The organism is Sediminibacillus albus (assembly GCF_900101125.1).
Taxonomy (GTDB): Bacteria; Bacillota; Bacilli; order Bacillales; family Amphibacillaceae; genus Sediminibacillus; species Sediminibacillus albus.
In genome coordinates this window covers 1039492-1053464 of the sequence record NZ_FNFL01000001.1, presented here as the reverse complement: position 1 = coordinate 1053464, position 13973 = coordinate 1039492, and the positions used below count along the sequence as shown (strand labels likewise).

The following is a 13973-nucleotide window of genomic DNA, read 5'->3' as shown; positions in this document are numbered from 1 at the left end:
CAGCAGAGCTGGAGGTGAAAAGATTTATAATATCTTTTTTTATACTATTTTGGTGGTCTGTTAAAAAATACTCTCCATTTATAAACTTGGTCGTTGAATTAAATGGAGAGACTAGATAGGTTGAAGGTTTAAACAAACTATGTACACATCTGGAAATTCCCCCTCCTTTATACATGTTCCGTTCATGTATTTATAGTTACTTATACCTGTATAATACACCAATAAATACCACTCTCCAATACTTCATGATAATTCTTAACTTTATTATTTCTTTCTAGTCTAGTATATGAATCGCCATGACAAACCTTAGTAACTGTAAATGTATGAAGTTTTAAAAGAAAGGAGAATAATATGAAACGTATTGCTCTTATTAGTTGTACAAAGAAAAAAGAATTATCACGTGTGAAGCTGCCCAAATGTATTCTAAGTCACAATTGTTTTCAAAAGCGGTAAGGTATGTTGAGAACAATGAATATGATGACTGGCTGATTTTATCTGCTAAATATGGACTGTTACAAAAAGGGAAAGAATTGAAACGTACTATGAGACTTTAAATGATATGGGAGTTAAAGAAAGAAGACGTTGGGCTGAAAGAGTTGCACAAGACTTAGACGGCTTCAACATAAAGCAAGTGGATTTTTATGCAGGGAAAAGATATAGAGAGTTTCTTATACCATTACTTGAGCGAAAAGGAGTAATTTGCAAAGTTCCTTTAGAAAGTTTAAATATCGGAAAACAAATGAAGTTCTACAACGACAACTTTAACAATGGAGGTTCATAGAATGCCAATACCTAAAAATATTGAGGAGAAACATATACTTCAAGCAATTTTCCACATTCAAAAGTATGGTACTCCAGAAGAGAGAGAAGCTACTAAATTTCATATGAACTATGACGGAAAGTTGTATTCTCCAAAATATGTTTTGTCAATAGCAAATCTTTATGCAAATGATGAAGAGTTGTCTCCAGAATTGTTTAGTGGGGGGGAGGAAACAAATAACTACTTAAAAAAGTTGGGTTTTAAAATTGAAAAGTTTGGAGTAAGTAGTCATTCATGGACCATTCAATCTAACGAGGTTGCATTTAAGGTAATTGATAAATCTGTGTTTTTACATAATGGTACAGGTCTCCCTAAAGAGATTAGAAGTTTTTTTGACATTGTACACTTTAAAGAAGGACAAAAACAAAATATCACATTAATTTATAATGAAAAGCAATATGATGCAACAATCGAATTTGATAAAATGGATAATCCTCGTTCCAAAATGCGTTGGTCAGGACACCTTTCCAATGCAATTAGATTAGACTATCCAAATGAATATGGACAATACAAAGCCAAAGGTGAGTCACAAAGCAAGTTGAAGATGAAATTTATTAAATATAATAACAATGAGTATCAAATAGCAATAACAGAAAACTTTAGTTTTAATGGGGAAGCGATACTAGATGGAAGGTTTGAGAATGCACTTTTCCAAGATTCTTTTAGAAAAAGAGAATATGTCAAAGGGAAAGACACAAAGTATTATATTATTACAGTTAATTATCCAACTTTAGTATATGAGGTATATGTGCTTGAAAATCATAATAAAGTAGCAACTGATACTGTAATTGACCGAGAAAGCAAGAATCTATTAACGCCAGCAAAACAAACAGGAATTAGGCTCTTACTTGAGTATAATTCCAATGCAAATATAAATAACACGACTATGGTTCACTTTAAATTCGATAGACCAAACGGTAAACCATGGGAGAAAGACTCAATAACCGTCTTAAGAGAGTTGTTTAATGAGTATCATAATGAATTACAAAAGGAAACAGAACTAGAAAAAGCTTTAATTAAAGAAATAGATGAACTTATAGAAGAGGTTGATAGTAGTACAGAAATTACAGAAAGTGAAAAAGAGCAGGTTATCAAGGCAAGAATTGGTCATTCACAGTTTAAGAAATCATTATTAAATAGAGAAAAGAAATGCAAGTTATGTGGAGTAACTGACGAAAGATTTTTAGTCGCAAGTCACATTAAGCCATGGAGTAAATCAAACAACCAGGAGCGGCTAGATGTGAACAATGGCTTATTACTTTGTCCAAATCATGATTACTTGTTTGACAAAGGTTATATAAGTTTTGATGATGATGGAAGAATTTTAATTTCAAGTACCCTAGGTGGTCCTACTAAAACATTTATGAATTTATACGAGGACATGAGGATACAATTTGACTTGCATCAGTTGGAATTTATTCGCTGGCATAGAGAAAATCTATACGAAGAACAATTAAGCAATATAGAGCTTTAGTATTGGTCACATAGCGGTCACAAAGTTGTGACCAAGTATATGATAATCGTAAATCATGCACATATTTGTGCAGTTATTCCGTAGCTCAGCTGGGAGAGCGCCACCTTGACATGGTGGAGGTCGTTGGTTCGAGCCCAATCGGAATCATACCGAATTTTACCGCGTTGGAACCTTGTGCTAGCGCGGTTTTTACGTCTCAATGAACGGTGACTTGTCCGGTGACTTAGACCTCAAGGTGACGGTGCTATTTCGTACAGGGTGGCGCAGGACTTATTCGATAAAATACGAATGAGGAGCGATATAATGAACGATGAAACCACGGTCCACCAAACGGAAGGGTAAGCGCACGAAGACGCAAAGTAAAGTGAAAACTGCCGCCTATAATCTCAACTATTTATACCGAATATTTTACGAAAAAAAAATCGCAGAGGGCGAGCAAAGTCGACGCTAAACAGTATGAAATAGGTTATACAATTACGCAAAGAAAGCGGGAGTTAAAAAGAGGTGGCATCCGCATTTGTTATGCCATACCGCGGCGACAATGTTCCTCGAAAACGGAAGAAATATACGCCATTTGCAAATGATTCTAGGGCATTCCGATTTGCGTATGGTCTAACGATATACTTACTTATCACAACGATCAATAAACCGTCAGCAAAGCGCCTATCCCGATAAATAACGTAATAGGAAAGCTTAATCGTCCAATAAAAATAAATAGGCGATAACTATACTTGCGTCACTTCTTTCGAGAGGTGGCGTATTTTTTTTGCCAAAAATGATGCCCGAAATTACAGGTGGTTGCGTTTCGTATATTAAGGACGAAAAAATCGGTTGTTGTGTATGACAAACTAAATGTATCTGCGCATTACGTAATAAGAGGGGAGGGATTTTATATATGGAAGAAATCAGGGAAAAGAGCAAATAGCTTAACTAATGACCAGAGCTGATTTAATTAAAAGGACTTTATACCTTGTTCTCCGGAGATACAATCTTCTTCGTTCCACATAATAGGTGTAAGAGGAGAAGAACAGATAAAGGTGCAAGTTAAATCCTTCACTTTTGATGGAGAAGATTGCTATTAAATTAGTTATTCTATGCTTTCTCTGTTATCTTTAATATAATAGTAGAGATAATTCAAATAAAATTACATAAATATTCTTGGAAGGTGGTACATTTGCTTAAAGTTTTAGGATATTTTTTCTCTATCGCTATAGTTATATATATATTGTTTATAATGTCGGCAACTGCTTTAGATGTTAATAGTGAAGGGGCAGTTTTTCATATTCTCATATTTATTTGTTTACTTTTAGCACTGATTTCATCTTTACTAATTAGGATTATTGAATTAATAAAAAATAGCTAAGCATTCTTTAAGTTTAATTAATTATCCAAAGAAATTAAAAAGTTCTACCAGCTGGAGACACTGATTAAGTAAGTTGCACATGCAACTGCTTAGTTGGTGTCCTTTTTTTACTAAATAAGGGGGACTAGTTATGTATAAGTTTCAATGGAAAATCAGTGAGTATCGCAGGGATAGAGATAAACCGGTGCAAAAGTCGATTAAGCAGAGTGACTATGCTAAACAATTGATGAGGATTGGAACTGAGCGGAATGAATAAAAAACAGATTGCAGATACGTTGTGCAACTACCATTGGATGGTGAACGAGATTAAGAGACAGCGAGAATTATTAAAAGATGCCGGTACTAATTTAGTTGCTCAATCAGGAATCGAATCTGCTATGCCAAAAGCACAGGGAGACTCGGGTGATCCAGTCGTCCGGGAAGTCATCAGAAGAGATAAAAAGCATACTTGGATTGATAAGTTGGAGAAGAAGGTCGTTTATCCAGGAACGCATGTATGTAGTCGTAGACGAGTGTAAGAAGGCTGTGCTGGAGTGTTTGTTGGATGGTATGAGTATGGGAGCGATTAGCAATCACATGGGACTGTCCAGGCGTCATGTTTACAACCTTCGTGATGATGTGGTGGACAGAATTGCACAAAATGCACACTTTGCAGAGAAATTGCAAATCATAGGCGTTGTGGTTAAACTGGAAGGGAGGACGGCGAGGCAAAGTTATCTGGCCGAAGAGAGTTGTTAAGGGCACCCTAACGGGTGTCTTTTATTTTAACAAACCACACCAATTAAGGCGTGGTATTGAGAAAACTCATAAAGTTGCTTACGTCGTAGTTAATAACTGTAGATAGAGCCCAACCAGCAAGAACGAAGCCTGCCACAAGCGAAAAGGCCACAATACCTAAACGTTTTATGGGTTCTATTAATATTTCATTTAGTAAGTTATATAACATTTAGTTCCTCTCCTTTCTCGTATCCTTTCTCCAATTATGGAGGAAAACCCTTCCTTTTGTCGAATTAGTTCGAAGGAGGGGAGATAATTTATGAATTTCGAAACAAAATATTTGATTAGACGGGGAGTGTCAGGTTGGGTTTTTATAATGACAGTGGGTATTTACCTTTACTTACTGCAACACTTTTTTTGATTAGAGTGTAGACTAACTGACCCAAATACCAATATAACTTTTCATTCTTTTGAATCTTTCTTGATGGGATAACTAAAATGAAACACTGGATGTGCCAAGAGCTACTTTTTGATCTCCTCTTCGTGCAAAAATTCGCACTCGGTATTTTCCAGGTTCTTTTATTTTGTATATTATTGAAGTATCTGAAGTGTACATGATTTTATCAACAGGCTCAGTTTTTCCTTCTTTGTAGATATAATATGCGTATTGAATAGTTGATTTACGGTCGTTAACGGTACAGGAAACTTTTATTTCGTTATTTTGAGTCTTTGTAATAAAGGTATCTTTAATTAAAAGCGTCCTTGTTATTTCTGGTATTTTATCTAAGATAAATTCAACAAAATGAGGACCGATTTCAGCATGTGAGGAATAGTTTTGAATGTCTAAGTTATAAGGGATATTTCTTTTGTTCATTGTTTCATTAAAAATAGTTACATGCTCTAAATAATGTGAATCACCCTTTCCGCCGTGTATATATAAAGAAGTATCTTTTACTTTAACATTATTTATAAAATCCAAATAAAATTCATTCAAATATTCTTTATATAAACCTGTACTACCGCCAGTAATTAACTTTAAAACCTTATCTCTTCCATAATTATGCACGGAATGCAAGTAATCACCTACTTTGATTTGAAAGCCTCCGGTGACTATATGGCCGAATTGGTATTTTAAACCTAAATAAAGAGCAGCAGTACCTCCTTTACTTGAACCACAAGTAATAATATTCTCAGGAGGTATATTGAGTTTGTTTGCTATACGATAAATCAAAGAAATAACGGACACTTCGTAATCAAGTTTTTTATTTTCGCCTAAGTAATAGCAGGGATGGCCTCTATAATCATCGAGGATAAACAATCTATTGCAATCGATTTTACTCATTGGCTTTATGTAGTTATACGTGGCTGGGACACCTTTTGCTTCACTACCATTAAAACCAGAAAAAATTACAACCAAGTTTTTAGAAGGCTTTTCAGATGGCCAGAAGAAATACTTGATATCTTGCGAACCTTTGAATACTTTTTCGTTTTGCTTAATGAAAGTCGAAAGAGACATGATAACACCCCTGATTTTTGGATATTTTTTGTTAATTGTACCACGTATTTCTTATTATAACGATAGGATTTTAGTAATTATATAGGAGGTGATGCCATGCAAAATGTGTATTAAGTGTCCGGGATTTGGAAGGAAAGGAGTTCCCGTTACAAGCAACTCACGAACTGCCCGAAGAACTAAACGGAAATCAAAGCCTGGAAGCGACTATAAAGCCGAACAAAGCTACTATTCACTGCTCTACCTTCGAATGGTTACCATGAAATCTGTTTAACCTTTATTTTTGCTTGTTCATACCTATACCAAATCGTCTCTTTATGGAGTTCTTGACCTAGTTGATTTTTAAAACCAGAATTCCTAAGCAAATGATCTTCCTCTTTTGTAATTATACAAGCAAAGAGATATTGATACAGGAAACGATACAATTCTTCTTCGTTACAACCGTTATCTAGCATTTCCAGGAATTTTACCCTTATTACGTTTCTAGGAACTACATGTTCATGAATTAATCCAGCAGTTTCCTTTTTGGAATTGATGAATTGATTATATGCATTTTCGGACCACCATTTGCAGCCTTTATACTTACCTTCAAATTCGGTCCATCCCCACAAAAAATGATCTAAAAGGATATGTACATTTGCTAAGGGCACCTCTGATCGAGAGTATAATTCATATATCTTTACCAGAGATTTAATCATGTCTGGTTTACTCATGTATTTTCTGTTGTTTTTGGAAAGTCTAGCCATAATTTCACCTCTTATCCAATTATTATAGCAAGAGAATATAAATAGACAAGGATAGAAAAGAGAGACTTTTTAAGTAAGCCTCTTTTCAAACGATTGAAACATCTACGACTTCAGATGGAGCCAAATAATCAACCCCATCATTATTTTCCACTTCCAACTTACCCATACCGTGACCTTTGATTATTCCTTCGACTAATCCCACTTTGCCGTTATCGTAGAAGAATATGAAAATCTTACGCTTGAATTTCACTGCTTCCTGGATGGTTTGCTTCATCTCTTGCAGCTGGTCTTCACTAAGTATGGGTTTCTCTACAAAGTTTTCTGATTCATACCATTCATTTAACATCTCAACATGCTCTGGCATTATCATTTTGAAAGCTTCCCATTTAACATTTCCGCCTCGTTGTGATAAGAAGTACCGGGCTTAGCATTTGTGACAACCTTACCTGTATAAATTGGAAATATTTGGAATTTGAATTAGGCATTGACTGGTCAAGCTTAAAAGACAATCACATTTATAGATGTGGTATCTCTTTGATGGAACAACTGGCCAATCACATGTGGGAAAAATGTTTTGGTAATAATAAAAAGGCCCCTATTATCGGGACCTTTTCTTTAATTAAATTGTGGCTTGATAATGATTAAGTTATCAGATTTCACCCAGGCGTCTGCACCTAAGCCATAGTAACCATCACTATAAGTGTAAACATTAAATACATCATTTCCACTCAGCTTTCTAACATAGTTTCCGTTAGGAGCATCATAAACATTTACCCCGTACCGATAATCGTAATTCACGTAGGCCCTAAAACGTTTGAAAATCACACTGCTTTCCTTCACCCATTTTCCGCCACCAAGGTTGTAATAACCGTCTCTCTCTGCATAAACGCCATAAATATTTTGTCCGGGAAGTCTACCTAAAAACTTACCATTAGGGGCATCATAGTAATTGACCCCATATTCAGGGGAAGTATCTATTTGTACATAACCATAAGAGCCGTTATCGGGATTGAATTCGGTGCCATCTAAAACCCCTACTCTGCTACCTAAATAACTTTCAGGATTTAAAGAATAGGATCTGCTCGCGTTCCAGTAGGGCTGATGTACTTCAAAGTGCAAATGCTGTCCTGTTGAATTTCCTGTATTCCCCATATATCCAATGGTATCCCCAATTTCCACGAAGTCGCCAACTGATACACTTTTGCTACGGAGATGGGCATATAGTGTCTCGTATTTGGTTTTATTAATGATATGTTTAATAGTTATATAGGTTCCGTAACTACCAGAACTAACAGTTGAGCGCGTAACAATCCCTGAATATGCCGCTTTAACTGGTACTGTACCCGTCTTTGCGATATCAAGTCCATGATGAAATTTGTTGTCATAATCTCTGTAGCCATAGTCTGAAGTAATTGTTCCGTCAGCAGGCCATCTAAAGTACCCTGTGTCTGCATTAGCCAAGGTAGGACTAATTAACAATGTTGAAGAAACGATCATTACGAGGAGAAAACTGATAAAAAACCGATGAAGAATCAATTTCATAAATCAACCTCCTAAAAGTTTATATACAATGGATTCGACTAATCCATAAAAACACCTGCAAGATTATTCAAAATATTCCATGAAAAACTATAAAAACCCCTCCTCGATATAGAGAAGGGGTGAAACCTTATTATTCATTTTTCATCAGTAACTTTTCACGCTCCTGAAACAGCCGTCTCAATTTAATCTGATGTTTTATTATTTTGCATGTTTTTTGTTTTTCTCTTGCCATCGTTTATTATTTGGCTATTGACAGCGATGCCTTGTGCCCCGTTTGGGATTGTTTTAAGAAAAAAACGTTATGGATTTATTATGAAAAAATTCAATTATTTTCTAAACCTTATCTAATTGATACCGATAATAGTAAGGAAAGTATTTATTTACCAATTTAAAGGAGGAGATTTTTTGAAAAAGATTTTAACATTAGTAGGTGTATTGGTCTTGGCGGTTGCTGGATTTGCGACAAACGCATCCGCAAGTGATGAGGAGACCAAAGTAACTGTGCAGTCTGTGGATGATATTAATTTTGATAATGCTTACGAGATTGATGCTGGGGAGACAATTACTAGTACAATAATAAACAGATATGCAGATCCTAAAGTATATAAAGTTATGTTTCCTTATTCAACTGAAGCAGGATTTAGCATCTTTTCTTTAGATGCATATTACAACATGGAAATTTATGATGAAAACTATACACAAATCGCGTTTTTAGAAGACGACGACAGGATAATGCAAGTTGATGGTAATTCGTGGTACTACTTGGTTGTTCGGGCAGGAACCACTTCATCATACGGTTATGATTTTCAATTAAGAACTGTTTACTAAATGAAAAAGAAGATGTCTTTTTATTAAAAATAAGTAAGTTAAAGCATTCCTAAACGGAGTGCTTTTTCTTTTATAAATATTTTATGAATTAGTTGGAGGTGAAACTATGGAAGGGGAAGTTAGCAAAGCTCTTCGGGCAAACAGAGGTCCAGTAAATGAGCTTGCATTAAATTTTGGAATTTTATTATTAATAATGCTCGCTGGTGGTTTTTTAACAGGTTTTCTAGCGAAGAGTTTGCGGTTGCCTGATAAATTAATGAGAGGTTTTATTGGTATAGGAGTTTTAGGCGGAATTTATTTTTGGGCACAAACTCCTTTAGCTCATTAAAGTGTAGGAAGAACCCTCCTTTTATCGAAGGTTGGGGTTGAAGGCAATGAGAGGGTGTTACTATCACTGATGAACAAAGAGTTAAATCAGCTGTTATTGAGTTTTTGGATGATGAAACTAAAAGAAAACTATTGGAACAAAAGTACCCGTCAAAGCCGAAACACAGCCCTTTGGTGGGTGCTTTTTTCTACAAAAAAACATATCTGTCTTCGTTACTAGTCAAATGGCTAGTCCAAGCGGAAGAAGCATCTTTGGCATAAAAAATAGGAAGGAGGGATTTTATGACAAAAATTTTTATCGATCCAGGACATGGAGGCAATGATCCAGGGGCAATAGGTAATGGATTACAGGAGAAAGATGTAACGTTAGCTATTGCACTAAAGATTCGCGATCTTTTAAACCGTGATTATCAAGGGCACTCTGTAATGCTTTCACGTACAACAGATCAAACCCTGTCATTAAGCCAACGTACCAACATGGCAAATAGCTGGGGTGCTGACTATCTAGTCTCTGTTCACATTAATGCTGGCGGTGGTACCGGTTTTGAATCTTACACGTACAACGGAAATTATCCGGGAAAAACGGAGACAAACCGTCTAAGAAGCATTGTTCATGATGCGATTGTCATAGAAACAGGTTTTAGGGATCGCGGTAAAAAAGAAGCAAACTTCCACATGGTTAGAGAATCAGCGATGCAAGCTGTCCTAACAGAGAATGGGTTCATTGACAATTCTTCGGATGCGGCAGCTCTGAAATCAGATGCGTTTTTAACACGAGTTGCTCGCGGGCATGTTATAGGAGTGGCTAATGCACTTGGTCTAACACCAAACAGCGGAGGGGGAGATGACGGTACGCAAAAATATGTAGAGATAATAGTCGATTCACTATGGACTTACAACTCTGCTGACTGGGCTGATAAAGCAGTTGTAGTAAACAGAGGGGAAGTATTTACCGTTATTCGGGACAAATTCCCAGTTGCTGGCGGCTATATGTATCAAATAAAGAGCGGCTTGTATATTACTGCTAATCCGACTTATGTCAGGTATTATACTAGGTAACAAACCAATATTAGTAACCTAGTTAAAGCCTCATTCCGGGCGATAACACAAAAATAGAAATAGCATTATGCTGGCCATTTAATCGATAAAACAAAAGAGGGGATTAATTTAATAATCTCCCTCTTTTTATAGTGGTCGATGATCGTCTCTGGGAAAGTTTGCTGAGCCAATAAACAAACCCGGCTGGCACAGCAGTTAAGAGAACACCCGCTATTAAATATGCTTTAGATCTTCATTAAGTTTTTTGGCTTCATTTTTGAAATAAAGGTAGAAACAGATCCAGAAAGTTGCATAGATGACAAGCGATATGGCCAGGAAAATCAAAATATTAATTGTTCCGGCCGGAATCCAGCCGATTTTATAGGCTAAAATAAAATAGACAATATTGACCGTTATAAAATGAAGTGCTGTCTGCTGCGGAAGACGTAAAGACCTTATCTCAAAGTAGAGCGGTGTCACCGAAAATAACCAACCGCAAAAGATGCAGCCAAGGGAGTTTTTCAGAAAAAGATTACCGTCTAATACATTCTCCCCGCCAAAATAAACAAGAGCATTAGTCGCCATTACTGCTATGAATGCTCCAAAAAAGATGCCGATAATACTTCTGAATAAAAAAGTTTTCATTTGTTTTCCCTCCTGTTTAGTCGTAATATTTCTTTTATGTTGCTTACATAATGTCTGGAGGCATATTCTTTCCCTCCAGATTTAAAATACACACAGAGCGTGCCATTGAATGATGGTTCGAAATGGCTCATTTCATGAAGGTTGGCGATGACAGACTTCGACAGCCGGATAAACCGGTTGGATGGAAGTGAATCTTCCAGCTCATACAACTTTTCTTTAACTTTGAAGAGGCCTTCAGAAGTCGTTGCCATGACTGTATCTCCTTCAGAGTGAAAATAGTGAACTTCCTCGGGTTTCAAAATATGCTGCATATCCCCCTTTCTTCCGACGATAAATTTTGTTTCTCTTTTTTCGAGAAAATCCAAGATTTCCTTAATAGAATCGCTAATTTCCTTACAGTGGATCGTAACCGCCGTTTTTTCGTGATTACGATCGACATCGAGTATGACCTTCATGCTTTCTCTCTCCTTTAAGTTAAGGCTCTAAAATTAGTATAGATGCGGCGATTCCAATTGTCACCATGATGGAGGCGAAGCGTCGAACTATCGCCACAAGATGCAAATTCATCTGTACATCCTGCATGAAGAGTTGTCAAATAAACCTTCATTACTGTACCTGTTTGAGAATTTTTTTGTAAAGGTGTTGATAAATGTATGAGCAAACTTGATGATAAAGATTTCCACTTAAATGGAGATCTTCAAAAAAATAGAGGCTGTTCCAACGTAACATTGGAACAGCCTCTTGTAATTTGGCCGACCTTTTCAAGGAGTTGCTATCATTAACGTTTCGCTATAAGGATTGGCTTTCGTCAATCGCTGTTTTGTCATTAAATGTTTTCATATTGAGCTTGCCTAATATTCGGGAGGTTAGTGTACCTGAAACCATGGCGCCATTTACATTTAATGCAGTACGTCCCATATCAATGAACGCTTCGATAGAGATCAATAAACCTGCTAACGCCACCGGCATGTTCAGCGAAGATAACACGATTAATGCGGCAAATGTTGCACCGCCGCCAACGCCAGCAATACCGAAGGAACTGATTCCGATAATCACGACCAGTTGAAGTATGAATAGAGGGTCCAGCGGATCGATTCCCACGGTTGGGGCAATCATAACAGCCAGCATCGCTGGATAAATGCCTGCACAGCCGTTTTGTCCCATCGTTGCCCCAAAGGATGCGGATATATTTGCGATTCCCTGATCAACACCGAGGGTATTTTTTTGTGCTGAAATGTTTAATGGAATTGTACCAGCGCTGGAACGGGAAGTGAATGCAAAGCCTAATACAGGGATGACTTTTTTCAAAAACGTCACCGGGTTTAACCCGAAAACGCCAACTAATACTAAGTGAATCACAAACATTGTAATTAAGGCCAAATAGGATGCCAGTACAAACTTCCCAAGCTCTAGAATTCCTGCAAAGTCGGTAGCTGCTACGGTATTTGCCATTAACGCCAAGATACCAAAAGGAGTTAGACGTAAAATTAGCGTCACAATCCGCATGACTACTCCATATAGCGCATTAACAATATTGGTGAACATTTGCGCTTGTTCAGGGTTTTTCTTTCGCAGCCCTAACACGGCTATCCCTGCAATAACGGAAAAAATGACAACTGCGATGACCGATGTGGAACGCTGGCCAGTCATATCCAAAAAGATATTGGAAGGGATGAAGTTCAAGATTTTTTGAGGGGTGGTTTGGTTTTCCACTACATCGCTCAGTGTAGTTTCAAGCGAAGCCCCGCGGTCCTGTTCCGCTTGCCCTGCTTCAATCTGCTCGGCATTTAAATCAAATATACTTGCGGCACCAATTCCTACTAATGCCGCAATCATGGTCGTGGTAATGAGGATACCGATGATCCACGCGGACATTTTTCCGAGTTCTGCTGATTTGTCCAAGTTAATAATCGATTGGATAATCGATACCATTACAAGTGGAATAACAATCATCATTAAAAAGCTGATATAGCCCCGGCCGACAATACTATACCAATCCGTTGTAGTCGCGAGTACATCAGAACCGCTGCCATAAATCCATTGTAAAACTGAACCGAGCACAATTCCTAATCCTAATCCGGTAAACACCCGTTTTGAAAATGAAATGTGCTTGCGCTGCATCGTAATTAGCACACCAATAATTGCAAGTAAAACGATGATATTAATGAAGACGAAGACAATTTCCATCCATAAACCCCCTGTTAATTTTGATTATGTTAGCATATGCACCTAACAGTTGATTGCTTACTAATACATATAAATCCGAGGTAACTAGTATGACTTAATTCATTTATAGGAATTGTTAAGTTTCTGTTACCAGATTTATCGGCTAATGACTTTATATTTTTTTTAAAAAATTTCCGGAGCCAATGAGAAGCCAATCCGTTGGAAGGTAGAAAGTAGCTGGGGGAAAAGTCGGTAATAAAGGCTGCTTTGTCAGGAATGACGATTGGGGATGAAGGAATATACTTACCAAGTGGTCGTTCACAAAAAGTGTCTCTCAGATGAGCTAAAGAAAGTCTGAGAACAGGAACTGCCTGTCTTAAGCCTCGGGATCTAATAGAAAAAGAGACTGTTAAGCGGAACAGTCTCTCCTTTGCTGTTTTCACGTCGTTTTTAGCTATTTTGTCAGTAGTAATACCCACCATAATATGGCGGGTAACCATATCCGTAAGGCGGGTAAAAAAGTGTACTGCCGACAAGACCGCCTAGCACTCCTCCAATAAAGGGATTGCCGAAACCTCCATAATATGGCCTCGGTCTATAAAAAGGTCGAGGATAACCAAAAAAAGGCCGTGGCCCGAAAAATGGTCGTCCTCTATTTTCTCCATACATTGCCTGTTGTTCAGGGCCTGGATATTCCTGATGTTCATAATTCATGATGCACTTTATCCTCCTTTCTGCTCGTTCTCTCATATTGTATTAACTTAAAGTAAGAATGTAGCCTGTTTACTGTGAAT

The 13973-nt window shown here is 37.1% G+C and carries 15 protein-coding genes and 1 pseudogene; 8 read left to right on the top strand and 8 right to left on the bottom strand.

Annotated elements, in window-relative coordinates; genetic code table 11:
* Positions 1–416 precede the first annotated feature (416 nt).
* The 5 genes and pseudogenes from BLR93_RS18490 (at position 417) to BLR93_RS05390 (ending at position 4175) form a co-directional block, all read left to right on the top strand.
* Positions 417–781: pseudogene (locus BLR93_RS18490) on the top strand (DUF6884 domain-containing protein).
* Position 782: 1 nt separating this feature from the next.
* The gene (locus BLR93_RS18240; RefSeq protein ID WP_245690067.1) at positions 783–2294 is read left to right on the top strand and encodes an HNH endonuclease; all 1512 of its coding nucleotides are present in this window, start codon (positions 783–785) and stop codon (positions 2292–2294) included.
* A gap of 517 nt (positions 2295–2811) precedes the next feature.
* Positions 2812–2910 (top strand): hypothetical protein, encoded by a 99-nt coding sequence (locus BLR93_RS18235; RefSeq protein ID WP_245690066.1) that lies wholly within the window; start codon positions 2812–2814, stop codon positions 2908–2910.
* A gap of 877 nt (positions 2911–3787) precedes the next feature.
* Complete coding sequence (locus tag BLR93_RS18350) at positions 3788–3913, top strand: hypothetical protein (protein ID WP_281241678.1); 126 nt, start codon at positions 3788–3790, stop codon at positions 3911–3913.
* Positions 3906–4175, top strand: a complete 270-nt coding sequence (locus BLR93_RS05390; RefSeq protein WP_245690065.1) for a hypothetical protein — start codon at positions 3906–3908, stop codon at positions 4173–4175. The genes BLR93_RS18350 and BLR93_RS05390 overlap by 8 nt, the downstream gene beginning before the upstream one ends.
* 692 nt (positions 4176–4867) lie before the next feature.
* Here the strand turns inward: BLR93_RS05390 and BLR93_RS05385 are convergent.
* From BLR93_RS05385 to BLR93_RS05370, 4 genes are all read right to left on the bottom strand, one after another.
* Positions 4868–5890 carry a hypothetical protein gene (locus tag BLR93_RS05385; protein WP_093211922.1) on the bottom strand — a complete coding sequence of 341 codons (1023 nt, stop codon included), beginning with the start codon at positions 5888–5890 and terminating at the stop codon, positions 4868–4870.
* 251 nt (positions 5891–6141) lie between these two features.
* On the bottom strand, positions 6142–6633 hold the full coding sequence (locus tag BLR93_RS05380; protein WP_093211920.1) for a hypothetical protein: 492 nt from the start codon (positions 6631–6633) through the stop codon (positions 6142–6144).
* Positions 6634–6718: 85 nt separating this feature from the next.
* Positions 6719–7003, bottom strand: a complete 285-nt coding sequence (locus BLR93_RS05375; protein WP_093211918.1) for a YolD-like family protein — start codon at positions 7001–7003, stop codon at positions 6719–6721.
* Positions 7004–7248: 245 nt separating this feature from the next.
* Complete coding sequence (locus tag BLR93_RS05370) at positions 7249–8175, bottom strand: M23 family metallopeptidase (protein ID WP_093211916.1); 927 nt, start codon at positions 8173–8175, stop codon at positions 7249–7251.
* Positions 8176–8580: 405 nt separating this feature from the next.
* Between BLR93_RS05370 and BLR93_RS05365 the strand changes: the two genes are divergently transcribed.
* The 3 genes from BLR93_RS05365 to BLR93_RS05355 all read left to right on the top strand — a co-directional run bounded on the left by BLR93_RS05365 (position 8581) and on the right by BLR93_RS05355 (position 10389).
* Positions 8581–9003, top strand: coding sequence for a hypothetical protein (locus tag BLR93_RS05365; protein ID WP_093211914.1), 423 nt, complete (start codon positions 8581–8583; stop codon positions 9001–9003).
* Between the two features lie 106 nt (positions 9004–9109).
* A complete protein-coding gene (locus BLR93_RS05360; protein ID WP_093211912.1) occupies positions 9110–9331 on the top strand; it encodes a hypothetical protein in 222 nt (73 codons plus the stop codon).
* A 281-nt stretch (positions 9332–9612) separates the two neighbouring features.
* Positions 9613–10389, top strand: a complete 777-nt coding sequence (locus tag BLR93_RS05355) for an N-acetylmuramoyl-L-alanine amidase (protein WP_093211910.1) — start codon at positions 9613–9615, stop codon at positions 10387–10389.
* Between the two features lie 213 nt (positions 10390–10602).
* Here BLR93_RS05355 and BLR93_RS05350 read toward each other — a convergent pair whose 3' ends face one another.
* From BLR93_RS05350 to BLR93_RS05335, 4 genes are all read right to left on the bottom strand, one after another.
* Positions 10603–11013 carry a DUF3021 domain-containing protein gene (locus BLR93_RS05350; protein ID WP_093211908.1) on the bottom strand — a complete coding sequence of 137 codons (411 nt, stop codon included), beginning with the start codon at positions 11011–11013 and terminating at the stop codon, positions 10603–10605.
* On the bottom strand, positions 11010–11468 hold the full coding sequence (locus BLR93_RS05345; protein ID WP_093211906.1) for a LytTR family DNA-binding domain-containing protein: 459 nt from the start codon (positions 11466–11468) through the stop codon (positions 11010–11012). Before BLR93_RS05345 ends, BLR93_RS05350 begins: the two co-directional genes overlap by 4 nt.
* Before the next feature lie 334 nt (positions 11469–11802).
* On the bottom strand, positions 11803–13200 hold the full coding sequence (locus BLR93_RS05340; protein WP_093211904.1) for an L-cystine transporter: 1398 nt from the start codon (positions 13198–13200) through the stop codon (positions 11803–11805).
* 441 nt (positions 13201–13641) lie between these two features.
* Positions 13642–13893 (bottom strand): hypothetical protein, encoded by a 252-nt coding sequence (locus BLR93_RS05335; protein ID WP_425440920.1) that lies wholly within the window; start codon positions 13891–13893, stop codon positions 13642–13644.
* Between the last annotated feature and the right edge of the window lie 80 nt (positions 13894–13973).